This is a genomic window from Bacillus sp. FSL R5-0416, from assembly GCF_037975425.1.
Classification (GTDB): domain Bacteria; phylum Bacillota; class Bacilli; order Bacillales; family Bacillaceae; genus Bacillus; species Bacillus subtilis.
Genome location: NZ_CP150252.1, coordinates 3982886 through 4008026 on the forward strand (window position 1 = coordinate 3982886; position 25141 = coordinate 4008026).

The 25141-nt window shown below is 47.5% G+C and carries 24 protein-coding genes; 6 read left to right on the forward strand and 18 right to left on the reverse strand.

Annotated elements, in window-relative coordinates; all coding sequences use genetic code 11:
* Nucleotides 1-18: 18 nt before the first annotated feature.
* The 5 genes from licC to NYE20_RS21045 form a co-directional block, all read right to left on the reverse strand.
* A complete protein-coding gene (gene licC / locus NYE20_RS21025) occupies nt 19-1377 on the reverse strand; it encodes a PTS lichenan transporter subunit IIC (RefSeq protein WP_161621124.1) in 1359 nt (452 codons plus the stop codon).
* 15 nt (nt 1378-1392) lie between these two features.
* Nucleotides 1393-1701, reverse strand: coding sequence for a PTS lichenan transporter subunit IIB (gene licB / locus NYE20_RS21030; protein WP_003218755.1), 309 nt, complete (start codon nt 1699-1701; stop codon nt 1393-1395).
* 128 nt (nt 1702-1829) lie between these two features.
* Entirely contained in the window at nt 1830-3755 is a 1926-nt protein-coding gene (licR, locus tag NYE20_RS21035) for a transcriptional regulator LicR (RefSeq protein WP_161621123.1), read from the reverse strand.
* Between the two features lie 162 nt (nt 3756-3917).
* A complete protein-coding gene (locus NYE20_RS21040; RefSeq protein ID WP_009968374.1) occupies nt 3918-4076 on the reverse strand; it encodes a hypothetical protein in 159 nt (52 codons plus the stop codon).
* Nucleotides 4077-4104: 28 nt separating this feature from the next.
* Nucleotides 4105-4695: a DNA-3-methyladenine glycosylase gene (locus NYE20_RS21045; RefSeq protein ID WP_128740837.1), complete on the reverse strand. Its 591-nt coding sequence runs from the start codon at nt 4693-4695 to the stop codon at nt 4105-4107.
* A 128-nt stretch (nt 4696-4823) separates the two neighbouring features.
* Between NYE20_RS21045 and katX the strand changes: the two genes are divergently transcribed.
* Together katX and NYE20_RS21055 are read left to right on the forward strand one after the other, a co-directional pair.
* On the forward strand, nt 4824-6467 hold the full coding sequence (katX, locus tag NYE20_RS21050; protein WP_015385023.1) for a catalase KatX: 1644 nt from the start codon (nt 4824-4826) through the stop codon (nt 6465-6467).
* A gap of 104 nt (nt 6468-6571) precedes the next feature.
* Complete coding sequence (locus tag NYE20_RS21055; protein ID WP_021480960.1) at nt 6572-7774, forward strand: MFS transporter; 1203 nt, start codon at nt 6572-6574, stop codon at nt 7772-7774.
* On the opposite strand, the gene NYE20_RS21060 is transcribed toward NYE20_RS21055, so the two are convergent.
* Genes NYE20_RS21060 through sigY form a run of 6 tightly spaced genes read right to left on the reverse strand, consistent with a single transcriptional unit; the run spans nt 7771 to nt 10675 of the window.
* A complete protein-coding gene (locus NYE20_RS21060; RefSeq protein ID WP_021480961.1) occupies nt 7771-8547 on the reverse strand; it encodes an ABC transporter permease subunit in 777 nt (258 codons plus the stop codon). The genes NYE20_RS21055 and NYE20_RS21060 overlap by 4 nt on opposite strands.
* On the reverse strand, nt 8544-9431 hold the full coding sequence (locus tag NYE20_RS21065) for an ABC transporter ATP-binding protein (RefSeq protein ID WP_101502558.1): 888 nt from the start codon (nt 9429-9431) through the stop codon (nt 8544-8546). Before NYE20_RS21065 ends, NYE20_RS21060 begins: the two co-directional genes overlap by 4 nt.
* Nucleotides 9432-9437: 6 nt before the next feature.
* Nucleotides 9438-9626 (reverse strand): sigma Y negative regulator YxlE, encoded by a 189-nt coding sequence (gene yxlE / locus NYE20_RS21070; protein ID WP_014481310.1) that lies wholly within the window; start codon nt 9624-9626, stop codon nt 9438-9440.
* Nucleotides 9623-9829, reverse strand: coding sequence for a sigma Y negative regulator YxlD (gene yxlD / locus NYE20_RS21075; protein WP_014481311.1), 207 nt, complete (start codon nt 9827-9829; stop codon nt 9623-9625). The genes yxlE and yxlD overlap by 4 nt, the downstream gene beginning before the upstream one ends.
* Nucleotides 9826-10146: a YxlC family protein gene (locus NYE20_RS21080; protein ID WP_021480964.1), complete on the reverse strand. Its 321-nt coding sequence runs from the start codon at nt 10144-10146 to the stop codon at nt 9826-9828. Before NYE20_RS21080 ends, yxlD begins: the two co-directional genes overlap by 4 nt.
* Entirely contained in the window at nt 10139-10675 is a 537-nt protein-coding gene (sigY, locus tag NYE20_RS21085) for an RNA polymerase sigma factor SigY (protein ID WP_101502559.1), read from the reverse strand. The genes NYE20_RS21080 and sigY overlap by 8 nt, the downstream gene beginning before the upstream one ends.
* A 211-nt stretch (nt 10676-10886) precedes the next feature.
* Between sigY and NYE20_RS21090 the strand changes: the two genes are divergently transcribed.
* Nucleotides 10887-12260 (forward strand): cytosine permease, encoded by a 1374-nt coding sequence (locus tag NYE20_RS21090; RefSeq protein ID WP_032725108.1) that lies wholly within the window; start codon nt 10887-10889, stop codon nt 12258-12260.
* A 14-nt stretch (nt 12261-12274) separates the two neighbouring features.
* Here NYE20_RS21090 and NYE20_RS21095 read toward each other — a convergent pair whose 3' ends face one another.
* The 5 genes from NYE20_RS21095 to cydA all read right to left on the reverse strand — a co-directional run bounded on the left by NYE20_RS21095 (nt 12275) and on the right by cydA (nt 19024).
* Nucleotides 12275-13105, reverse strand: a complete 831-nt coding sequence (locus NYE20_RS21095; RefSeq protein ID WP_161621122.1) for an NAD(P)H-hydrate dehydratase — start codon at nt 13103-13105, stop codon at nt 12275-12277.
* Nucleotides 13106-13190: 85 nt separating this feature from the next.
* Nucleotides 13191-14918: a thiol reductant ABC exporter subunit CydC gene (gene cydC, locus NYE20_RS21100; protein ID WP_041850360.1), complete on the reverse strand. Its 1728-nt coding sequence runs from the start codon at nt 14916-14918 to the stop codon at nt 13191-13193.
* The gene (gene cydD / locus NYE20_RS21105; RefSeq protein WP_161621121.1) at nt 14915-16618 is read right to left on the reverse strand and encodes a thiol reductant ABC exporter subunit CydD; all 1704 of its coding nucleotides are present in this window, start codon (nt 16616-16618) and stop codon (nt 14915-14917) included. Before cydD ends, cydC begins: the two co-directional genes overlap by 4 nt.
* Nucleotides 16618-17634 (reverse strand): cytochrome d ubiquinol oxidase subunit II, encoded by a 1017-nt coding sequence (gene cydB, locus NYE20_RS21110; RefSeq protein ID WP_161621120.1) that lies wholly within the window; start codon nt 17632-17634, stop codon nt 16618-16620. Before cydB ends, cydD begins: the two co-directional genes overlap by 1 nt.
* The gene (gene cydA, locus NYE20_RS21115) at nt 17618-19024 is read right to left on the reverse strand and encodes a cytochrome ubiquinol oxidase subunit I (protein WP_003243795.1); all 1407 of its coding nucleotides are present in this window, start codon (nt 19022-19024) and stop codon (nt 17618-17620) included. The genes cydB and cydA overlap by 17 nt, the downstream gene beginning before the upstream one ends.
* Before the next feature lie 553 nt (nt 19025-19577).
* On the opposite strand from cydA, the gene cimH reads away from it, so the two are divergent.
* The 3 genes from cimH to NYE20_RS21130 all read left to right on the forward strand — a co-directional run bounded on the left by cimH (nt 19578) and on the right by NYE20_RS21130 (nt 22995).
* Nucleotides 19578-20930: a citrate/malate transporter CimH gene (cimH, locus tag NYE20_RS21120; RefSeq protein ID WP_015714950.1), complete on the forward strand. Its 1353-nt coding sequence runs from the start codon at nt 19578-19580 to the stop codon at nt 20928-20930.
* 121 nt (nt 20931-21051) lie between these two features.
* The gene (locus tag NYE20_RS21125) at nt 21052-22740 is read left to right on the forward strand and encodes a M56 family metallopeptidase (protein ID WP_080121244.1); all 1689 of its coding nucleotides are present in this window, start codon (nt 21052-21054) and stop codon (nt 22738-22740) included.
* Nucleotides 22741-22797: 57 nt separating this feature from the next.
* Nucleotides 22798-22995, forward strand: coding sequence for a hypothetical protein (locus NYE20_RS21130; protein ID WP_021480969.1), 198 nt, complete (start codon nt 22798-22800; stop codon nt 22993-22995).
* A gap of 11 nt (nt 22996-23006) precedes the next feature.
* Here the strand turns inward: NYE20_RS21130 and NYE20_RS21135 are convergent, their stop codons facing one another.
* Both NYE20_RS21135 and msmX read right to left on the reverse strand, forming a co-directional pair.
* Nucleotides 23007-23846, reverse strand: a complete 840-nt coding sequence (locus NYE20_RS21135; protein ID WP_064671773.1) for a polysaccharide deacetylase family protein — start codon at nt 23844-23846, stop codon at nt 23007-23009.
* Nucleotides 23847-23949: 103 nt separating this feature from the next.
* The gene (gene msmX / locus NYE20_RS21140) at nt 23950-25047 is read right to left on the reverse strand and encodes a maltodextrin ABC transporter ATP-binding protein MsmX (protein ID WP_003242648.1); all 1098 of its coding nucleotides are present in this window, start codon (nt 25045-25047) and stop codon (nt 23950-23952) included.
* Nucleotides 25048-25141: the final 94 nt, after the last annotated feature.

Below are 25141 nucleotides of genomic sequence, written 5' to 3' on the forward strand. Positions count from 1 at the left end.
GCGATTCACTTCCTTTCTCTACAGAGCCGCTTCTTTGTCATCTGATGCTGCAGGCGTTTGAACCAGCTCCAGATCGTTTTCTTCTTTCAGCTTCTGCTTATCCCACATTCTGAAGAACGGGTAGTAGACAACAAAGGATACGACAATATTAATGGCTTGCATGACCGCGCCTGAGACTTTTCCTCCTGTCGCCAAGTAGCCTGAAAAGATCGGCGGCATGGTCCACGGCACTGCGATACCCGCCGGTTTTGCGACAAGGCCGGTGCTCATTCCGATGTACGTAAGTGTCACTGTGACAAGCGGTGTGATGATAAACGGAAGTAAGAGCATTGGGTTCATGACGATCGGCATTCCGAATATAATCGGTTCGTTAATATTGAAGATGGCCGGGCCGACCGCAAGCTTCCCGAGCTGCTTCATTTGTTTGCTTCGGGCGCGCAGAAACATCGTGACAACCAGTGCCAATGTGGCGCCGCTTCCGCCGATATTGACCCAGATATCGAAAAATTGCTGGGTGAAAATCTTAGGAAGCTCCTCACCGGCTTGGAATGCGATCCGGTTGGCATCCATTGCGCCGTACCAAATTGGTGCCATGACGCCTCCGACAATGTTTGCACCGTGAAGGCCGCAGGCCCATAAAAGCATTTTGACGGCTTCGGCGACAAGGCTTCCTCCAAGGCTTCCTCCCAGAATGGAAAGCGGAGTCCCTAATAAAACGCTTACAATATTATGAAGGCTTTCAAACGGTGTCGCTTCAACAATCAGCCGGGCTGCCCAAATTAGGAAGATGACGGCAAAGCCGGGGATTAACGCGACAAATGACTTGCTTACCGCCGGCGGGACACCGTCCGGCATTTTGAAGACTAAATTGCGCTGGATAATAAGGCGGTAAATCTCTGTGGACACCATTGCGATAATCATGGCGACAAATAAGCCTTTGCTTCCCATGAGCGAAAGCGGAATCCCGCCGCCAACCATGATTTCTTTCGTCGCGCCATCCAGCATAAACGGCACTTGATAAGGTGTTGCTAATAAAAATGCCGCAAGGGAAATGGCTCCGGCCGACAAGGCATCAACACCGTATTTCTCGGCGAGCCGGTAGGCGATGCCGAACGCGGCGACAAGACCCATAATTTCAAAGGTCGCGTCGACTGGGTAGGCCAGTTTTTCAGACCAGGAGCTGCCAAACGTTTTTGCCATAAACTCAGCGTATCCCGGGATCGGGAGGTTGCCAATGATGAGGAAAAAGGAACCGATGATAATCAGGGGCATCGTGAGGATGATACCATCACGCAGCGCCTGCAAATGACGCTGTCCCGCAATTCTTCCCGCTATAGGCATGACCTTTTCTTCTAAGATCTGATTGACTTTATTCACATAGCCCGCCCCTCTCTATGACACATGTCCAAGCTGTTCAGCTGATTTCAGCACTTCCGCCCCGTTGCACGTGCCATAATGGACGGTATTAATGACGTCTACCGGAACCCCCTTTGACTCTCCTAATTTTTTGAGCTGCGGAAGCATGTAACGGACTTGCGGACCGAGAAGCAATACATCCGCTTTATCGATATGATTTTGTACAGAATCGCCTGAAACTGCCCAAATGGTATAGTCTTTTCCCTGTTCCTGCGCACTTTTTTCCATCTTGCTCACCAGTAAGCTAGTAGACATGCCTGCTGCACAAACGAGTAATATATTCATGTAAAAGACCCCCTAGAGTTTGATCAATTTTGTAATGTCCTGCTGTTGCTATCATCATATTATGAAATCGCTTTCATAAACACTCAGGGTTTTTCCGCATGCAACGGAAAAAAGGTATATACAGGCTGTCAGCTCAGCATTTTTTGGTCAAACACATCCGAAAGCTCTTGATATGAACGACATTTGATCAGCTGGTTCACCGCCGCCGGGTCATCCAAAATGCTGCCAAGCAGTTTATACATGCTTTGCAAATCCGCTTTGTTCTCCTTTTCGACACAAAGCAGACAGACAAATTGAACTCGCTGACTCTCCCAATCGATCGGTTTTTTGAGCGTACAAACGGCCCAAAACGTTGTTTTCGTCTGCGGAACAAGCGGGTGCGGGATGGCAACAAGATTGCCAAAACACGTTGGCGACATGTCTTCTCTTTCAAAAATGGAATCTATGATTTCTTCATCGGCAAAGCCGCATTCGACCGCTTTCTGCCCTAAAAATTGAATCACTTCTTCTTTTGAGCGCAGATCCTCCTGAAAAAAAACGAGTTCTTTTTTTAGGTAGCGATTGGCTTTTTCCTTTTCATCACTCAGAATAGATTCTATTTTTGTAAAGTCAGTTCCGCCTAAGATGGTGTTAACCTTCAGTACTGGTACAGGGAGCTCTTTTTTAATCGGAATGGTGCTGATGACAAAATCAATTGATTCGTAGGACATTTGTTCAAGACTATAATACTCAGCCGTTCCAAGAATATCGAGCCGCTTGCCGAAATGGGAACGCAGTTTTTCGCGCAGAAGCTGGGCGCTTCCGGCACCCGATGCGCATACAATGATACAGCGTTTCGGCGGGCTTTCTGTTTTTTTTCGTTCAATCGCGGCGCCAAAGTGGAGAGCCAAATATCCAACTTCGTTTTCATGAATCTCAATACCCGTTTGTTCCTTTATCACGATTCCGGCAATGATCCCGGCTTCAAAAGCGAGTGGATAATGTTCCTTGATCGCTGCCAGCATCGGATTTCGAAGATTCATGCCGTATCGGTTGCGGCTGATCGCCGGCTTCATATGCAGGGCCAAGCCGATTTTCAGCTCTTTGTCATGCAGGATGCCAAGCTTCAGTTCACGATCAACAGCTTTGATCATGGCAAGTGTCAGCTGATCGGTTTCCTCTTCTATTGAAAATGTGTCCTCTCCGCATTGTGATTGTGTCATTCGTTTTGTGCCAAGGAGATGCATGGTGATGTAGGCCGTCTCGTCTTTCGGAAACGTAACGGCAAGCGCTGATTCCAGCTCTTTTACGATGGCTTCTGCAGCCTGGTACTCCTTTTGATGCAGGATATGATCCATATCTTTCGGGAAAAGAGATACATAGTTTTCCGTTCTGATCCGTTTACAGGCGATAGCGATATGGATAATGAGGTTATTCAGTCCCATGTTGGACAGAGGGATGCGGTCGTTTTTCATTTTTTTCAAGATGGCGGAACGGATGATCTCAATTTCTTCTTTTGGCAAAATATCAGCCTTTTCATTTAAAACATCTATCTCCGTTTCTCTTTCATCGACAATGTACTCCGCCATGCAGTACCTCATCTGCACCTCGTCTCCGCGCAGCTTGAAGCCGTAATTCGGACGTGTTTCCATGACAATGCGGTAAGGCAGCAGACGTTTCTTTACTTCCTTTAAATCCGTTTGGAGTGTAGATTTTGAGATAAATAGTTCTTCAGCAAGTTCATCGAGCTTGAGATAATGGTCCGCCAGCAGCAGACGTTTCATAAGATAGGCCATTCTCTCCTCCGGCAATACCGGCAGGCCCTTTTTTTGCTGAAATTCATCTTGCAGCAGTGTTCTGAATACTTGCTCGTCATCAATGCGGAGCTTGTAGCCGGAGCCTCTTACAGATTGTACAAAGGCACCGTGACCGCTTAGCACACCTTGAAGTTCCTTTATATCATTGCGGACTGTCCGCGTCGTTACGTTTAATTGCGCGGCAAAAAACGAACTTGTCACCGGGGCTTCAGCCGCCATCAGCAAGCGCAGAATATCACGTAGTCGCCCATGAAGCATGAGAAAAACCTCCTAACTAGTAGATGCAGGGATTCAGTGAATAGGCAGAAAGGATGATGAAGGGATGCGAAATGTATATAAATTCTATAATGGAGAGAATGGCAAGTCAATGAACATCCGGAGGACTAGAGGGAAAACTGACCTATAAAAAAACAGCCGGGATCAGCCGGCTGTTCTAGATGCGGACATATTCTTTTGTTTAGACGCCTTGCGATCCTTCATGATTTTTCGAACAATCGGGTAAATGACCGGCGCCCATTTGATAACGGTTTTGATCATCTTTTTCAAAGCTCCGATTCTCCCTTCTTTTTTCTCAACCATTCCCCTGATTGCCTCTTCCTTAAACATTCTAACGCGACACGTACCTGTTTCCCGTCACCCAGAAACGCCATGGATAATCGCGTGCCTCCCCGCTGTTGTCAATGCCGATGCGCGGGCCGGTTGAAATTGCTTCCGGTGTGTACCCGCTTTCGATGTAAAGCGGCTGTTCCGTGATCCAGCGTCCGTAGTCATTCATCGTGACGCCAAGCGCTTTCGTCAGCTTTCCTGGTCCGTTTGTCCATTCCCTCGGACTCCTGCCCGGCCTTCTCTCCTCCATTAACAGCTGGCCTTCATGCGGCTCAATCGCCCTGATTAATACCGCTTGCGGGACATCCTCTTCCGCGGCAACGACATTCAGCAATGTATGGGTGTGCATCACGTATGTATATACCCGCCCAGCTTCTGCAAACATGATCTCAGTCCGCTTCGTCCGGCGGTTGTTAAAGCTGTGTGCCGCTCTGTCTCCAGCACCCATATAGGCCTCTGTTTCCACAATATAGCCTGACGCTGTGCCTTCGTCTGTTTCTTTTACAAGAAGGCAGCCCAGAAGCGATGGGGCAAGCTCAAGAGCGGTTTTTTGATAAAACGTGATGGGCAGCAGATTTTTTTCTCTCGTCACGAATCGACCTCTCCTTTTACCGATTTTTGTACATTGTACCATTCCCGAAGCAGATCAAAAAAAACGGCTGTTTTAAAATCTTTCCATTCAGGGAATATTGTTACCGTTCAAAAAAGGAGGGCCAACCATTGAAAGATGATCATCAAAACAAGCAGCACCAATCAAATGCCCAAGGGAGCGAGGAAGCGCTTTCCCACAAGACATCCGGGAAAAACGAGTCAGAGGATACCTTAACGAATAGGCAGGGGCATCCTGTTACTGACAACCAGAATGTGAGAACCGTCGGGAATAGAGGGCCTACAACACTTGAGAACTATGATTTTCTCGAAAAGATCAGCCACTTCGACCGGGAACGCATCCCTGAGCGGGTTGTTCATGCCAGGGGAGCAGGTGCACACGGGTATTTTGAAGCGTACGGAAGCTTCGGAGACGAACCGATTTCAACATACACACGGGCCAAGCTCTTTCAGGAAAAAGGCAAGAAAACACCGGCATTTGTCCGTTTTTCAACTGTGAATCATGGAAAACACTCGCCTGAAACATTGAGAGACCCGCGCGGTTTTGCTGTAAAGCTATATACAGAAGACGGAAACTGGGATTTGGTCGGGAACAACCTGAAAATCTTTTTTATCCGCGACCCGCTGAAATTTCCGGATCTTGTACATGCATTTCAGCCTGATCCAGTGACCAACATCCAGGATGGTGAACGTATTTTCGATTTCATTTCTCAATCTCCAGAAGCGACACACATGATCACCTTCTTGTTTTCGCCTTGGGGCATTCCGGCCAACTACCGGCAAATGCAGGGTTCAGGCGTACATGCCTATAAATGGGTGAATGAGGAGGGCAAGGCCGTTCTCGTGAAATACCATTTTGAACCGAAGCAGGGCATCCGCAACCTGACACAGAAGGAAGCAGAAGAGATTCAAGGGAAAAACTTTAACCATGCCACACAGGATCTATATGACGCGATTGAAAATGGCGATTATCCAGAGTGGGAAGTATATGCTCAAATCATGAGCGATGATGAGCATCCTGAACTGGACTTTGATCCTCTTGATCCAACAAAACTGTGGTATAAAGACGATTTCCCATGGAAACCGATCGGTAAATTGGTTCTGAACAAAAATCCGGAAAACTACCATGCGGAAGTGGAGCAAGCTTCATTTGGAACGGGAGTGCTTGTCGACGGGCTTGATTTTTCAGACGACAAATTGCTCCAGGGGCGTACGTTTGCCTACTCTGATACGCAGCGCTACCGTGTAGGCGCAAATTACCTGCAGCTTCCGATCAACTCGCCGAAAAAGCATGTCGCCACCAACCAGGAAGGCGGGCAAATGCAATATCGGGTCGATAGAGCAGAAGGACAAAACCCGCACGTCAACTACGAGCCATCCATTATGGGCGGGCTGAAGGAAGCGAAGCAAGACGGAAAAGACCATACGCCGCATGTCGAAGGTGATGTAAAGCGTGAAGCGATTGACAGAACAAACAACTTCGGACAGGCTGGAGAAACGTACCGGAGATTTACTGAATTTGAGCGGAACGAATTGATTACGAATTTGGTGAATACGCTTTCTACGTGCCGAAAAGAAATTCAGGATCAAATGATTGAGAATTTCACAAAAGCTGATCCTGACTACGGAAAACGCGTAGCAGAAGGGCTAAAAAAGGTTTCCGAAAACAACAGCAACGGGCCGATCGGCACAACTGAAACGGAACAGGCTGCAAAGCAGGCTGAACAGGAGAGTCATCCGTCTGATCCGTATTAACAACAGCGAACAGGGCTTTTTTAGAAGCCCTGTTTTTTTATTTTTCTATTGAAACGCTTTCAATAATTGTGTTGTACTTGGAAGGAAAGGGGTGGAGAGATACGATGGAATTACAGCAGGACTTGATTCCTCAGAAAAAAACAATCGGCGCTTTAGATCACGCCGTTTTTTTATGCATGGTATTTTGTTTCTGGTTTTCAGGCTATATTTACGTTCCTGTATTCAGTCTGTATTTGGAGGATCTGCACTTTTCATATGGCGCAATCGGCATCATTCTCGGCAGCTACGGGGTCACGCAAATCCTTCTGCGATTCCCGCTCGGCCTTGTGTCAGACATCCTGTTTTCCTTGCGCAAGCAATTGTTAATTGCCGGGTTCGGCTTTTCCGTCCTCAGCAGCCTGCTTTTTCTGATGTTTGATTCTTTCTTCTTCGTGCTGGCCGCCCGGCTTTTCGCGGGAATCACTGCTTCTATGTGGGTGATGGCGACCATTTTATACGCACATTATTTCAACAATGGCAATGCATCAAAAGCAATGGGCATCATGCAGTTTTTTACCGTCATGCCTCAGTTTGCCAGCATTGTGTTCTGCGGGCTTGCGGCAGCCCATTTGGGCAGGCAGGTCCCTTTTTGGATGGCGCTGGCAGCCTCGGTCGCAGGTCTGGTGATCTGCTGCTTTATTAAGGATCCGTCTGCTCCTCCCGCAAACCGTGACACCATTCGTGTCAATCAGTACATCAAAGATACATTGCGGCTGCCAAAGCTGAAGCTTTTCACCATCCTGTCTATGACGGCCCATGCCGTATTATTTATCACAGTGTTTGGTTTTACGCCGCTTTACATGAATCAGCTCGGAATGGGCGACGCGGAGCTGCTTTGGGTGATGAGCGCCTTTTTCCTCCCACACGCAGCCGCCACATTAAGCTTTGTGTTTCTGCGATTTACAAGCCGTATCGCTTACTCCGTGATGCTCATTAGTTTCGCAGTCACCGGGGTCTGTCTGCTATACGTTCCTTTTTCAGCTGCATTGTTCACGGTTTGCATCACACACGCCTGTATCGGACTGGCGCTCGGCTTCGTTTTTCCTCTGCTGCTAAGCCATGTCGTCGAAATCAGTTCTGCCCGTTTAAAAATGTCAGTGATGGGGTTTTATCAATCATTTTATGCGCTAGGCATCTTCCTCGGGCCCCTTCTTGCCGGAAAAATCGCACAGCTTATCGGGCTTGCGGGAGTTTTTTATGGAGCCGGGTCTCTGGCATTTGCCGCCTTTTTTGTGATGCTCGCGCAAAAACGTAACATGATCAATTAATAGCTTTCATACCGCCGGAAGCGCCACACAGAAAACACGGCCAGAAGCATGATGCACAGAATGGAGAAAGTGAGTGACCATCCGAAAAAATCTGCCCGCTCTCCATGAAGAAGGATATGCTCCGCCTGCTTGCAAATCTCAGCCGGAAGCCACTTCGCACCATCTGGAAATAGTGAAACAGCAAAGGAAACGGCTGCTGTGAGCCCGATCCCGCAAGCCGCAGCTGCTCCGACAGACCGGAATATCGTACTTCCGGCAAGGCCGGCGGTCACAATAAATATCACCCAAAGCGCGTAAAGGCCAAGGCTTGCAGCAAAGCGGCTGAATGATGCGTCCTCAAACAGCAGCCGAACGTAATAATAAGCAAGCCCGTATCCAGCTGCAAACGACATAATGCCGATCACGCTTTGGATGAGCCATTTACTCACGATATAATGGGCTGCCGTCACAGGCCGCGACATAATCAGCGCTGTTACCCCTTGATTTCTTTCATTGGCTACACTGCCCATCACGCTAAAGATGACCAGAGCCATGCCAAGCGTGTTGAATTGAGAAAGCGTGCTGACCATCACTTCAGACCCGGAGGGCGTCGTAAAACTAATTTTCATGCCGTCAGGAAGGTTCCCTCCATGTGCGATGATTTCCGGCATATAATAAATGGTCAGCGGCTGTGTCAGCCCGACGATCATCATCGCAATCGGCAGCCAAATCAGCTTGCCGCTTTTCCATCCTTCCAGCCACTCCTTCTGCAATAGCGCCATCATCACCTTCATGCGTGCACCACCTTTAGATAGACGTCTTCTAGAGACTCCGTTTTCTGTTCAAATCGGGTGACGGTCAATCCCTTACGGATACAGTCACTTAATAATGACCGGCCAGCGTGTATATCAGGCAGCTCGAAAACAGCTTGGGACGGATTCTTATAGACAATAGCTGAGACGTAAGGCTTCTCTTCAAGCCAGCCTTCCAGCTTCTCTTTCACTGAAAGGGTAAAAACGTTCGTTTGCTGCTGTTGTTTCAGCTCCTGTAACTCGCCTTTCCATGAAATTTCACCGTTTTTCATAATCACCACTTGATCACACACCTGCTCTGCATCGTGCAAAACATGTGTAGAAAACAGAACGGCCATATGCTTTTTCAGCTCACGCATCATGTCCAGCACCTCGAACCGCCCTGTCGGATCAAGTGCAGACACCGGTTCATCCAATATCAAAAACTTCGGTTTATGGAGCAGTGCCTGTGCCAGACCGAGTCTTTGTTTCATGCCTCCTGAATAGCCCCCGATCCTTTTGTGCGCCGCTTCGTGCAAACCGACAAATTTTAGCATCTCACCGATTTCCTCTTGGCATTTTCTCTTCGAAAGGCCGGACAGTCTCCCCGCAAATGTCAAAAATTCATTTGCGGTCATCCACGAATAAAAAGCAGGATACTGCGGGAGGTACCCAATCAAACGCCGATCCAGCTTTTTCTCTCCTAACAGCTTTATGGTTCCAGAGGTTGGCGAAAGCAGTCCGGCCAGCATTTGCAGAGTCGTGGTTTTGCCGGCTCCATTAGGTCCTAATAGTGCGACACACTCATTTTCATTCACGTGAAAACTGACATTCTTTACAGCTTCATGGTGCCTGTACGATTTGCATAATGATTCAATAGACAGCATATCGGCTTACCTTTGCTTTCTGCCGACGGTAAAAAACAAAATCGGCCCGATAATATTGATACATACAATGATCGCAGCCCACATCCACTTTGGCCCGTTTGTCCGCTCTTCTTTTATACAGCTGATAAGGGCAAACACCGCCAAAGCCAGCTGTAATACAACCAGCGGCAAAATCATTTCCCAAGAAATATTCATTGCTTGATCCCCCTTTTCTTCCGATCCGGCCTAATGACAAAAAAGTAATAACAAATCAGAGGCATCGGTGCTGTAATCAGTCCGACAATTCCCCAAATCCATGCCATGCGATTTCGTTTTTTCGCATCAATAAATAAAAAGATTCCCTGCGCCAATACGATGAGATAAGCCGCAACCGTTATGACAATTTCTGTTTGTGTCATCTGCGTTTCACCTCGCATTCGCCGAGATGCCTTTTTTTCTCAGCCGCAATCAAAATCGGCAGCACCGCAAGCACACAAACCTGAAGCACAATAAACACAGCAGGAGCTTGAGTGAAAGCAAAGATTGCAGCACTCACAACCATCAGCGCACAAAATACAAATAAAATGATCTCTTGAAGAAGTTTTTTTCTGTATTCAGCTTTCATTTGTGACAGCTGGTGAAGCAGTTCTTTTTGAGTCGGTATAGAGGGATTGGCTGTTTGATCAATTTTTTTCCATTCTGACTTTAAATGATCAGGAAGCTTTTCTTTATTCATCGTCCCACTCCTTTCTGATTTGCTGGAGCCCTTTATGAACTCTGGACTTTACAGTGCCTTCTTTGATTTGAAGCATCATCCCGATTTCGGCGTAGGTATAGCCGTAGTAATGCCTTAATAAAACTGGTGTGCGCAGTTTAGGGTCCAGCTTTGAAAACAGATCGAGCGTTTCGCTCCACTCTGCCCCTTTCGCCGACACGTCCCACTTGATCTTGCGGATTGTTTCCTCCGTAACTGTCTGATTCCTTTTCCATTCTCTCTTTCTCTTTTTCCAGTGATTGAGGTAAATCCTGAATGCAATAGAGATCAGCCACATGGAGAATTTGGAACGGCCCTGAAAGCTTCTTAAATGGATGTACCCTTTCAGAAAGGTTTCCTGAACAAGTTCCTCGCTGAGATCGGGGTGAAGGGAAAGCTTTAACAAGTATTTATATAAGAAAGAATAGTGATAGTGGAAAAGGGCTGTAAACGCCTCGTCGTTTCCCTCTTTCGCCTGCTGTATCAGCCGCTGTTCTTCTTGTGTATCCAATGACCATGATCCCCCCTTTTTTGTTTTTCTGCCTTATGAGACGACACCGGATTCAAAAGCGTTCATCTTTTTTACAATTCTTTTCAGCCATTGACAGATCAAGCTTCCCGGCCGTTTGGCTGCATATCCTTATTTGTAAACCCCCTCATAGTCTGTTAAGCTATGACTTTATGTCGATTTCAAAAAAACATCCAATATGGAGGACGATGCATTGAAAGTAGAAAGGCGAACGATTGAATATATTCCGAATGAAGAAAGACATGGTAAAGCGAAAGATTTATTTCCCGTATGGTTCGGGGCTAATATGCATATCACCACGTTAGTGACCGGCACGATTCCCGTTGCAATGGGACTTAATCTGTTTTGGAGTGTTGCCGCTATTATTTGCGGAACCTTAATCGGTGCCATATTTATGGCGTCTCATTCCGCGCAAGGCCCTCAGCTAGGCATCCCGCAAATGATTCAAAGCCGTGCCCAATTCGGCGTAATCGGAGCGATTCTTCCCCTCTTCTTAGTCATGTTTATCTACCTTGGTTTCTTCGCAAGCAGCACGATTCTGGCGGCCGGAACCTTAAGCAGCTTTGTTCCCATCCCGGGAACATGGAGCATTATAGGCTTAAGCGCCGTATGTTTTTTACTCACCATTTTCGGCCATGATTTGATTCACAAAATGCAAAAAATCCTTTCTTGGACCTCTTTTGCTGTATTTTTTGCTGCAACGATTCTCATTTTTCAATTGCCGATTCCGGCAGGCAGCTGGATTCCCGGAGCGATTGATCTGCCAATTTTCTTGGTGGCAGTCAGCGCAGTTGCGACGTGGCAGCTTGCCTACGCGCCGTATGTTGCCGATTATTCAAGATATCTGCCAGTTAAAACACCGGCTTCAAAAACATTTTGGTACAGCTATGCAGGTACATCTGTCAGCTCCATCTGGATGATGCTGCTCGGCGCATTGCTGACAACCTCACTTCCTGACTTTACGGCAAACTCAGGCAGCCAGATTGTCCAATTGTTCGGTCCCTTCTCGTTTATTATGCTGATCATTGTGCTATTTGGGCAAATGGCAATCAATGTTTTTAACCTGTATGGGGCTTTCATGTCCACGACAACAACGCTGGAGCCGTTTCTGAAATTAAAAGTCACGCCCAAAGTCAGAATCATCATGATCCTGGGTGTCACGCTTGTCGGCACAGTCTTAAGCCTACTGGGACAGAGCAATTTTATGGAACTGTTTTTGAATTTTATCTTTTTCATCAGTTATTTCTTAATTCCGTGGACGGCAATCAATTTAGTCGATTACTACTTCGTCCGCCACGGAAAGTATCAAGTCAAAGCCATGTTCGACGTAAACGGGCCTTATGGAAAGGTCAATTGGATCACCACAATTGCGTTCGTTCTGTCTATCTTGCTGGAAATTCCGTTTATCAACACAAGCTTTTACATCGGACCGCTTGCCAAAATGTTTGGCGGCGGAGACATCGCATGGATTATCGGCTTGGCCGTGCCTTCTGTGCTTTACTATGCATTAATGAAACCGCGTCTGAAAAAACGGGCGGGGTATCAAGAAAAGCTGTCTTCTCTCTGAAGACAGCTTTTTTATCATTCAAATCGTTTCCACACGCGGGGCAGGATGTCAGATAGCTCATGAGCGAGCAACGTATGGGCGGAGTGCTCGTCCGTCCAGAGCTCGGCGCACGCACCATGCAAATAGACCGCGTTTAATATGGCGTGCTTTGGATCTTCATGGCAGCAGAGCATCCCCAATATCATGCCCGTCAGTGTGTCACCGGTTCCGCCCTTGGCGAGCGCCCCGTTTCCGGTTGGATTGAGCCAGCAGTCTCCATCAGGAAACGCGATGACGGTTTGGTTTCCTTTTAACACAATGACAGTCTGCAGCTGAGCCGCCCACTCCTTTGCATATTCCGCTCTTTTTTTCTGCAATTCGTTCACGGGCACCCCTGTCATTCGGGAAAACTCGCCCGGGTGCGGCGTGAGGATGACGGGGGCCTCCCGTTTCGGATATTTGCGCTTCGCCAGCGCTCCGGCATCCAAAATAACAGGACAATCAGCCGTAAGCACATGATCGACTGCCTGCTGTACGCTTTCCGTTTGCGGAAGGCCCGATCCGATGGCAATGGCCCGGTACGTCTCTTCAAGCTGAGCATCCGCCGCCTTTTTCCAGCCGTCACGCCAATAGGTCGCCTCGGGCAAAACAGGAACAATTAGCGGGATTACGCTTTCTGATGTACCGATGACAAGCTTGCCGAGACCGCTCCGCATGGCCCCAAGCCCTGCAAGCAGCGCTGCCCCCGGCATGTCGTCACTTCCAGCCAGCAGCAAAGCCGTACCGTACGTGCCTTTATGGCTCTCCGCATCTCTTTCAGGAAGCGTGGCCCTTACATGCTCTTCCGTCCAAAATGGAACATTCATCTCTATCCCTCCTCTGCTTTCTTTTCCTATTTTTCCTGTCCCTTTTCTTTTTCAAACAAAAAAGACAGCCTTTTAGGGCTGTCTTCTATTTTACAGGAACATCAAGGTGATATAGACGGCGATATCGTTCGTTTGCCGCCAGCAGCTCCTCATGGGTTCCTTCCATTTCTGTTTTGCCGTTTTCGAGAAATACGATTTTATCAGCCGCTTCCACTCCCGCGAGATGGTGGGTAATCCATAAAATCGTTTTTCCTTTCAGCACCTCAAACACCGTTTCCATCAATTCACGTTCGGTAATAGGATCGAGGCCGACTGTTGGCTCATCTAGGATGATGATCGGTGTATCCTGCAGTAAAATCCTCGCAAGCGCGATCCGCTGGCGCTCTCCACCGGAAAAACGGATGCCCGTTTCCTGTACAGAGGTATGATATCCGTCAGGCAATGACTCAATGTAGTCATGCAGCTTGACCTGCTTTGCGGCGCGGCGCACATCCTCGTCGCTTGCTTCTCCGTTTCCGAGCCTGATGTTGTTCAAAATACTTGTATCAAACAGGTGCGGTTTTTGATTTAACACGGCCACCGCATCCGCAATCTGATCCTTTAACAGCGCTGTCTCCACTCCGTTTAACGTAACAGAACCGGAGTCCGGTTTCAAGGCGCCTTCGATTAATGCAAGCGATGTTGATTTCCCAGAGCCGCTTCGGCCAAGCAGCGCCATTTTTTCTCCTTGGCGCAGCGTAAAGGAAAAGTTGTCAAGCACTTGGCTGCTGTTATCATAAGAAAACGTCACATCACGAAAGGCCAAGGTGACATCTTGAAGATCGAGCATTTGAGCCCCTGATTCTGTTTGTGACGCCTCCGGCTGAGGAGCCACCTTGTTCATGCGTCTGATAGAATCCTGATAGCCCGGCACTTCGCCTAAGGCATCCGAAAGCGGCAAAAAGGCTTCCGTCAACGGAAACACCACTAGCACAAAAGCGGCAATCATTGTTTTAGCAAGCTCGCCGTCTGCTTGCTGTCCCGCCGTCCAAAACAGCATCAGCAAAATAAGGCCGGCGACAAGGCATTGCGCGGCAAAGTCCCGCCATCTCGTATAGCGTTGCTTTTTCCGTTCAAGCTCAAACCAATCATGTTCTTCTTTTTCATAGGCATCAATAAACGCATGCCGGCGTCCGCTGAACATCCAGTCGCTGACACCCATCACGGCATCTGTCAGACGGCTGTACAGCACATTCCGCCCGCTTTTCAGCTTCGCATTCTTCGCTCTCGTCACGAGCAAAGACACAACCGGAAACAATACAACAAGAACAAACAAATACAGCGCAAGCAATATGGCAAACGGCCAAGAGAAGAAGCCGAGCGCTATCACTGACACAGCATACAGGAACAAGGCTGAGATCGCAGGAAAAATCGTTTTTAAGAAAGCATCCTGCAAATGCTCAATATCCTCAGACAAAATGCCGAGCATATCCCCCGTGCGAAAACGGGAACGCAGCATCAAAGCACCCGGCTCAAGCATATTGTAAAGGCGGACGCGCATGTCGGATACGATTTTCAAAATGATGTGATGCCCGACGAGCCGTTCCACATATCGCGACACAGAGCGCGCAATCCCAAAGGTGCGCACTGCGACAATCGGCACATAAATGAGCAGAATGTTTTCCGGCCTTGTCGCCGCTTTAGAAATCAAAAACCCTGAGGTGAACATGAGAAAAGCAGCAGAAAAAATCGTCACCGCGCCCAAAAAGATAACCAGAACAAACAGGCGGGCATTTTGCTTGATATACGGCAAAATCCATTCTTCTTTCTTCATGCTCTTTCCCCCAGTTGTGCCTTCACGAGTTTGGTATACACACCGTTTTTCTCCAGCAGTTCATTGTGAGTCCCGATTTCCGCAACCCTGCCCCCGTCCAGCACGATAATTTCGTCCATATCGAGCATCCAGTGAAGGCGGTGAGTCGCGAGAAAGACAAGCTTATCCTCAAATAAATCCAGCATCGTTTCTTTTATTTCATATTCTGTTTCGATATCAAGATGGGCGGTCGGCTCATCCAGCAGCAGGATCGGACGGTTTCCCAAAAAGGCGCGGGCCAGCGCGACACGCTGTGCCTGGCCGCCGCTGAGCGCCCGGCCGCCTTCCCCGATCCGCCCCTCTAATCCTTCAGGAAGGCTATCCACCAGCTCCGCCAGTCCCGCCGCCGCAGCAGCACGGGCTGTATCCTCTGCCGAAGCGCTTGGATGGTAGAAGCGAATGTTGTTCCCAAGCTTGTCATCAAAAATGTACGAATGCTGAGGGATGTAAAGAAGGTTCTTCTGCCAGCTGCCGTCCTGCAAATGGGACCGGCTTGTACCATTAACCTCAATCATCCCGCCATCCGGCTCTAAAAATCCGCCGAGAATATCAATTAATGTTGATTTTCCGGCGCCGCTTGCACCGATAATGCCGATTTTTTTCTTGCCCTTAAATGAGAGATGAATATCAAACACCGATCGGCCGACTGACACGCCTGACAGCTTCAGCTCATCCTGATCGGACCAAGCTTCGAGCTGAAGCGGCGTCTCTTCTTTAAAACCAGGCTGCGACAAAATCTCTTGAATGGTTTTTCCTGCTTCCTGGCCGTTCAGCGTTGCATGATAATCATTCCCCACTTCCCGCACCGGCAGAAAATACTCAGGTGCCAGAATAAGCGCTGTTAAAGCGGGGCCAAGCAAAATATCGCCGTCAATGAGGCGCAGGCCCAGAAATACTGCGACTGTCGCCACCGACAGCATCGTGAAAAAATCGAGGGCAAATGATGACAAAAACGCTACCCGGAGTGTGCTCATCGTTGCCTTGCGATACCGCTCACTCACATAGAAAATATTTTTGCTGTGTGACTTGCTCAAACCTAGGAAACGCAATGTCTCCAGCCCGCGAAGAGAATCAACAAAATGATTGGAAAGTCTCTGATAGGATTTCCACTGACGATCCGCTTTTCTCTGCGCGACAAGGCCGAGAAGAATCATAAAGATGATCAGAATCGGCATAGCAGCGACTAAAATGATGGCTGATGTGCGATCCTGAAAAAACACATAAATGACAACTGCCGCAGGCACAATCGCCATGCTGACCATTTTCGGCAGAAACAGCTCCAGGTAGCGGCGGAACTGGCTGATGCCTTCCATCGCCAGCGTCACCATTTGCCCCGTCCCCTCTTTCTTTGCAAAGCGGGGGCCTAATCGGAACAGCTGATCAAGAAAACTTTTTCTCAAATCTGCTCCTGTCCGGGCGGCGTATTGATAGACGATTTTCTGTCGCGCCACCGTCACCCCGTGCCGGGCGATAAAAGCGATGAGGAAAAAGCCGATCACAGGAAAAAGGGAGGTAATGCCCTTCCCGTTGAACAGTCCGGTTACGGCCTCACTCAGCCACTCTGCCTGCATAATAATGGCGGCTGTCTGAATCAGCGTTAAACAAGTAATCACGGTGAGAATCCGCTTCATTCCTTTATATCGAAACAGGTCTTTTCCCATTAATAAGTCATAGGCTCCTTATGGCTGACGCGCTTCCGGAAGACATAATAGCTCCAGATCTGGCTGCCGATGACGAACGGCAGTAGCGTTAATGCTGCAATTGACATGACTTTAAGCGAATAATCTCCGGAAGAAGCGTTAGCTACTGTTAAATCGTATGCGCTATGAAGCGAGCTGACCATTACGCGAGGGAATAGGGAAATAAAGATCATTCCCACGGTCAGCGCCAGACCAGCGCCTGTCATCCCAAATGTCCAGCCGTCTTTTTTCTTGCGAATAAATACAGCCGCGAGCATAAAGCAGATGACAATCAAAACAGCGAGCGGAATGGTAATCTCGCCGCGGCGTGTAAACATGTCTGTCTGATACGCAGAAAGGGCCGCGAAGGCAAGAACCGCTACAAAAACAACACCCATTATCTTTTGCGCCATTTTCCGGGCGCGGTTTTGCAAATCACCAATCGTACGCAGCGTGATAAACATTAATCCATGCTGGAAGCAAAGAAGTGTTACCGTCACACCGCCAAGTATAGAATATACATTGATATAATCAGATACATGTGCGTGAATGTTCATGTCGGCATCAATCGGCATCCCGCGGAATAATGTCGTGAACAGCACACCAAGCACAAACGGAGGAATCAGACTGCCGAAGAAAACGACCCAGTCCCAAACCTTTACCCATTTTAAATGATCCACCTTGCCGCGGAACTCAAACGCGACCCCGCGGCCCATTAACGCAAGCAGCACTATGACAAACGGAATGTAATAACCGCTCAGCATCGTTGCATACCAGTTTGGGAATGCCGCGAAAATGGCGCCTGCACCAGTCAAAAGCCAGACTTCATTCGCGTCCCAGAACGGCCCGATCGTGTTGATCAGCACTCTGCGTTCTAATTCATTATGGCCAAGAAAACGGGTCGCCATGCCGACCCCGAAATCAAAGCCTTCCAAAAAGAAGAATCCTACAAACAATACAGTAACGAGTATAAACCAAAGATCATGAAGAGATGCCATGGTATACCTCCTGACTAAATGGATCTGTTGATACAGGCACATCATGATGATTATCATGCTCCGCACCTTTTTTAATCTCACGGATAAACAAGAAGACAAGCAGCGCGCCCAGAATCATGTACATCACACCGAATGCGATAATTGAGAATAACAAGGAGCCCGCTGTTACGTTAGGCGACACGGATTGAGCCGTTGTCATCAAGCCCATAACCGTCCAAGGCTGACGTCCGATTTCTGTCATAATCCAGCCCGCGGAGTTCGCAAGAAACGGGAAGGAAATCAAAGCAATCATGATGCGCAAATACCATTTGCTGTTTTCAAGCTTTTTGCGGCGGTTTAACCAGAGGCCGCCTAATGCAGCAAGGATCATGACAACGCCTGCGCCAACCATGATACGGAAGCTCCAGAATGTCGTTTTCACTGGCGGAATGTAGTCGCCTTTTCCGTATATTTTTTCGTACTCAGCCTGAAGGGTTTTCATCCCTTTGACACTTCCGCTGAATTTCTGATAAGCCAAGTAGCTCAAGGCATAAGGAACTTTGATTTCGTTTGAGCTTTTTTCATTTTTTGTATCGATCGTCGCAAAAGCGGTCCAAGCAGCAGGGTCACCGCTGTCTTCCCATAGGCCTTCACTGGCAGCCATTTTCATCGGCTGTGATTCCATCAAGTGCTCAGCCTGCATGTGTCCGCTAAGGCCGACGCCAAGACCGGCACAAAGGCCGACGATCATTGCGAGTTTAAAAGATTGCTTAAAGAACGGCACTTCTTTTTTCTTCAGCAGTTTAAAAGCACTCACTCCGGCAATAAAGAAAGCTCCAGTGGCAAGCGCACCGAAAATAACGTGCGGGAATTCAACCCAAAGCTGAGGGTTTGTAATCAACGCGCCAAAATCATTCATTTCCGCGCGGCCGTTTTTGATCGTAAAGCCGACCGGCTCCTGCATAAAGGAGTTTGCTGTTAAAATCCAGAAAGATGACATGATCGTTCCGAATGATACGAGCCATATGCAGAGAGCGTGAATTTTCTTCGGCAGGCGGTCCCAGCCAAAAATCCATAATCCGATAAAAATAGACTCCATGAAAAACGCCAATAATGCTTCAATCGCAAGCGGCGCACCAAATACATCTCCGACAAAACGGGAGTAATCAGACCAGTTCAGTCCAAACTGGAATTCTTGCAAAATCCCTGTTACAACACCGACTGCGAAATTTATTAAGAATAAGTGTCCCCAAAACTTTGCCATTTTGAGATACAGCTCATTTTTCTTTACAAGATAAAGAGTCTCCATCAACGCAACCATAAACACAAGCCCGATAGACATCGGCACAAACAAGAAGTGAAACAACGTTGTTGATGCAAACTGTATGCGGGCTAATACCAATTCACTCATGCTTTCTCCTCCATTTCCGGTTAAAACTGTAATTTGCTCACTACTTCACAAATAGAACCGAGACTTTGATCAGTAATTCACAAAATAGACGAAAAAAATATTGCTCAATATTTCACAAATGTGTCAAAAAGTCATCCAATATGATGCAAGATTGCCAGACTGACCAAATGACACAATCTCTGACTGGTTCATATTAAGTACTTTACAACGATTCATTTCAAAAATAAAGCCTAAAATACCTAAAAAGTCCCGCCCAATGTGACGGATTTTTGTCTATTTTGTTGCTTATTTATGTCGGCTGCTAGGATAAATGACCCTTTATTATCGTACATCAACACATCGTTCCTTGCGAACAAAATGCTTGCCCTGCACCAGCACTCGTTTCTCAGCACTCCGTCATAAACAGATTTTAGGCAGGATGCCTCTTTTCATTTGAACCGGCAAGTGGAGAAAAGTTGAATAGTAAATTTTTAATATATTAATAATTTCAATTTTTTAGTATACTTAACATAGTGAACAATTTCACTGCATCAAGAATAGGGGAGGTTTTTCAATGGGAGAGCTTCAAACACAAATGCAATTGCAAACGGATACAATTCACGAAGGGGTTCGAAAAGAGAATTGGTTTGCGAAAGCCATGAATATAAAAGTAGGCATCATACCGCTTCCTGTGTATGCCTTGCTGTTTATATTAATCACTGTTTTTGTTATGCATCACGATGTAAAAAGTGACATTTTGACATCCATTGCCGTCATGGCGTTTTTCGGGTTTACCTTTGCCCAAATCGGCAAATCGATACCGATTGTGCGTTCTATCGGCGGCCCGGCCATCCTAGCTACTTTTATTCCGTCCGCTGTCGTGTACTATCACCTGCTGCCTAATGATATCGTCAAATCCACCACAGAATTTACAGAAAACTCAAACTTTCTATATTTGTTTATCGCCGGTATTGTCGTCGGAAGCATTCTCGGCATGAAAAGAGAAACACTCGTAAAAGCATTCATGAAAATTTTTATTCCGCTTATTGTCGGTTCTGTCACAGCCGCTATTGTCGGACTGGCTGTCGGGACATTGCTCGGACTCGGATTTCAGCATACCCTGCTGTACATTGTCATTCCGATTATGGCTGGAGGAGTCGGAGAAGGCGCTATCCCGCTGTCCATCGGATATTCTGACATCATGCCCATTTCTCAAGGGGAAGCGTTTGCACTTGTTCTGCCATCGATTATGCTGGGCAGCTTGTGCGCGATTATTCTAGCGGGATTGCTGAACCGCATCGGAAAGAAAAAACCGGAATGGACAGGCAACGGCAAAGTGGACCGCTCCGAAGAAGAGTCCCCTGCGCTGGAGGAATCTCAAAGCGGACAGCAAATGTTCAACCTTTCTTTATTTGCGTCAGGCGGTATCCTTGCTGTTTCTTTATACTTAGTCGGCATGCTCGCTCACGATTTTTTCGGTTTTCCGGCACCCGTTGCCATGCTGTTACTGGCTGTTCTCATAAAGCTGTTCAGATTGGTGCCTGCCTCAATTGAAAATGGTGCGTTTGGAGTGTCCCGCTTCTTTTCAACAGCTGTGACCTACCCGCTTCTCTTTGCGATTGGGGTATCCATGACTCCGTGGGACAAGCTTGTCGCCGCTTTTAACCTCAGCAATATTATCACGATTCTGTCTGTCGTTGTGACCATGATGGCAGTTGGCTTCTTCACTGGAAAATGGCTGAACATGTATCCGATTGAAACCGCCATAATCAATGCGTGTCATTCTGGGCAAGGCGGCACCGGTGACGTTGCCATTTTAAGCGCCGCTGAAAGGCTTGAGCTAATGCCTTTCGCCCAAGTGTCTACCCGCATCGGGGGCGCGATTACAGTATCCTTAACCTTATTGCTGCTGCACCAGTTTTATTGATCCCCGCAAGCAAGTTCTTCGTCAAACGAAAGAGCTTGCTTTTTTGCATGTCCATATTTTTGCAAGTTCCCGCCTCATGCTATAGTAATAGTTGGAAATACTAGATAGAAAGGAATATGGCATGCCTATGGGAACTCATCTATTTCTCTTTATGCTTCTCGGGCTGGGATTTTATTTGATATCAGCCCTGGCAGCAAAATTCATTCCGGCCGTAGACTTCTGGATTGATATTGTTCTTTGGGTCGGCGCTGCGGTTTACATCTTCTCTCATCTCTCATTCATGGACGGCATAGTCTCGATGGCGACAATGTTCTTCTGCTATTGGACCGCAATGGATCTCATTGTTTCAGAGCGTGCGGAAAAACCTTCGGGAGACTGGCAGGAAATCGAGCTGGCCAGAAACAAAACACGTCTCCTGTCAGACATTACGCTGACGGCCATTGTGTTTGCAGGGGCTGTTATTTTTTTCATCTATGGACCTGACACAAGCCCTCTCAAATATGTGATCCTTCTCGGCATGATCTCCGGCGGAGGGGCACTGGTGAAGCGTATACTGAATGTTTTCAGCGTAAAGGTTTTTTATTCAGCAGCCTTAGAAAAATTGCATATCAGCTCACACTATGAAACCCGTACATACCCGCTTTCCGATTTGAAGGCCATTCAGCTTGAATCAACGGCTGATCTCTTAAAGCTCCATCCGCTTCTGACGATGTATTCATCACGTCTAGATTTAACAACAAGCTTTCAGCAAGTCATTAAACTGTCTCTTCCCGGCGAAACACTGTTTTTGACGGTGAAGGAACCGCAAAAATGGAAAACAATTCTCCAGGAGTACACAGATGCAGAAAACGATGTGGACAATGTAATTTCTGTTTTGCCGTTTTATCATAGAAAAAATGTGAAGCGGCTGCTCGGTAAGCTTTATTTTGCCGCCAGCGTAAAAGGGGTATCCGCTTACGCCTTATTGGTGCTCGCGTTATACGCATTACACGCCTCTCCATGGGTCATGGCTGTTGCCGTAATCCTGTATTGGGTATTCAACATGTATATGTCAGACCGTGTGTTGCGGGCGGCGATGGACGCCAAGCCTTGTCATCATCCGCATGTACAGGCAGCGGCCGATAAGATTTTCCGATCGGCCGGCATTTCCCATGTCCGCATATACGAAACGGAGAGTGATGATTACAACGGAATGGCAGTAGGCATGAATGTCGGGAGGTCAATGGTCATCCTGACAAGCGCCACACTAACACTTCCACAGCGTGTCATTGAAGGCATTCTGGCCCATGAGGCGATTCATATCAAAAAACGTGACGTTCTGTCATCACAGCTTTTGCGTTTTCTATATCTTGGAGCTGTCGTTGGGATTTTCCTCTTGTTTGAGCAGCATATCACCCATCCCGAGGCCCACAAAATTGCGCTTTGGGCTTTCATTATGGCAATCATTATCCTGTTCCAGCTCTATCAATCCTTTTGTTCACAATGGATGGAGGTGCGTGCTGACAATCTTGGCGCATCATTGCTGGAGGGCGGTTACAAACAAATGGCTGAAGCCTTGAAAATCTTGGCGGTTCGGCAGGATGAGGACATACAGAAACAAAGTGCCTACAGCTCTGAAGCAGGTGAAGACGAGCTTCAAATTGACTCTCTCACCCGTGATAAAAGCTGGTTTTTCAGATTGATTGATTTTCAGTTCGCTCCTCATCCCCCTATGTATTGGCGTGTCGGCACTTTATTGTCAAACAAAGGACGTGGGGTGCTAAAGCGCTGGCTCAGAGACCGCCTGAAAGAATCAATCACTTTGAAATGAAACCGGTCAGCGTTTCATCCGTATAACAGATATGGTGAAAAAAGGGAGTGACCAGAAGTGATAGTGATCTTATTGATAATAGCTATTATTGTTTTTCTTTCAGTCATTCAGCCGCAGTCATCGGATAATAAAAGCCGCCAGCAGGCGGACAGCGGGTATTTCGGTTATTCAGACAACGGCTCATACCATGATGGATGCAGCAGTGACGGAGGTTTCAGCGATTCCGGCTGTGGCGGCGGAGGGGGCGGCGATTAAACGCCGCCTTTTTATTTCATTGATTCGATGTACGCACCAAAAGCCGAGCCCGACATGCCTGGGGACACGCGCACACGATGGAGGGCATACATTCCCTGGTCTCTCGAAGCCGCGCCCGGTTCTGTCGTCACGCCCATTTGATAGCCTGTTTTTTCAGCGGCCTTCAGCGTCTCCTCATTGTAGCGCCCTACCGGATAGCTGATGATGGTGGTTTGCTGATGAAACATGTTGTCAAACAGCTTTTTCGAATCAGCCATCTCACTTTGCTGCTGTTGAGGCGTTAATCCGTTCAGCTCAAGGTGGTCAATCGTATGGCTTTCAATCGATATGCCGTGCTGTGCCATTTCCTTCATTTGTTCCTCTGTCAGATGGTGCTTATGTCCGATCGATTTGCCGATCATAAAAATCGTTGCCTTCATCCCGTACTTTTTCAGCACCGGATACGCATCTTGATAATTGTCGGTGTACCCGTCATCAAATGTGATCAGCACGCACTTCTCACTCGGTTTTTTATCCTGCGTCAGCATGAGATACGCCTCTTTCGGCGTTAATGTCTGATAGCCGTTATCATGAAGCCACTTCATATGCGCCTCGAATTCTTTTTTTGGCACACGGAGGCTGTTTCCTGAAGAAATGCTGTGGTACATCAAAATCGGCAGCTTTGCCGGTTTCTCTGTTTTGATCCATGCAGATGTATCGTCTTCTTTTTTCTGAACTTGTACTGCCTTTTCTTCCGGTTTCTTTTGTTCCGCTTTTGGCATCGGCTGCTCTGCATTCGCCTCTTGATCAGCGCAAGCCGCAAGCGCCAAACAGCTGCCCAAAAGAAAGACGCTTAAAAACAATCGTTTCATCGTTCTCCTGCTTTCTGTCTATTTCTTCCTCCTTTTACATCGGTTTGATTCTGAGATTTTCAATAGCAAAAAACCGGACATCCCCATGTCCGGTTTTTTGTTCTTATCGAATTCTCACTTCTGTCTCACTGTCAAAGAAATGGCCTTTATTCATATCAAATGCGACCGTCAGTTCATCGCCCGATTGAATATCGAGGCGGGCGTCGATCCGCGCAATAAAGTCTTGGTTGTCGATCTGCGAATAAATCATGATTTCAGAACCGAGTAGCTCTGCAACATTGATTTTCGCCTTAATCGAAGAGTTCTTATATGATTCCACGACAATCAATTCATCATGTATATCCTCAGGACGGATGCCGAAGATGACCTCTTTGCCGATGTAGCCTTTTTCACGCAACACTTTCATTTTTCCTTCCGGGACGGTTAATGCCGCAGAACCGATTTTGATTAAGCCATCCGTGAGCTTTCCTTTGAAAAAGTTCATCGCCGGTGATCCGATAAACCCGCCGACAAAGACGTTTTCAGGGAATTCATAAACATCCTTCGGCGTCCCGATCTGCTGAATTTTCCCATCTTTCATGACTACGATCCGTGTCGCCATCGTCAGCGCTTCTGTCTGGTCATGCGTCACATAAATCGTAGTAGTCTGCAGTCTCTGGTGGAGCTTAATGATTTCCGCCCGCATTTGCACCCTCAGCTTCGCATCCAGGTTTGACAAAGGCTCATCCATCAGGAACACCTTTGCATCCCGCACGATTGCCCGGCCCAGCGCAACCCGCTGTCTCTGTCCACCTGACAGCGCTTTCGGTTTACGGTGCAAATATTCCTCCAGCCCGAGAATTTTAGCAGCTTCCTCTACTCTTTTTTTGATTTCAGGCTTCGGCATTTTCCGAAGCTTGAGCCCGAACGCGATATTATCGTAGACCGTCATATGCGGATAGAGCGCGTAGTTCTGAAATACCATCGCGATATCCCTGTCCTTTGGCGCTACATCATTGACCCGTTTTCCTTCAATATAAAAATCGCCTTTCGAAATTTCTTCAAGTCCTGCGACCATTCGCAGCGTCGTTGATTTCCCGCAGCCGGACGGGCCGACGAATACGATAAATTCCTTATCGGCAATATGAAGGTTAAAGTCATCAACCGCCGGTTCCTTTTGATCATAAAATTTATAAATGTGCTCCATCCGCAATTCAGCCATCTAACATCCCCCTTTGTTATTGTAAACGCTTTCTTATATTGAGTGTAACAGCAATTCTCTCTCGCTAAAATGGGCAGCGTTCATAAAATCACCC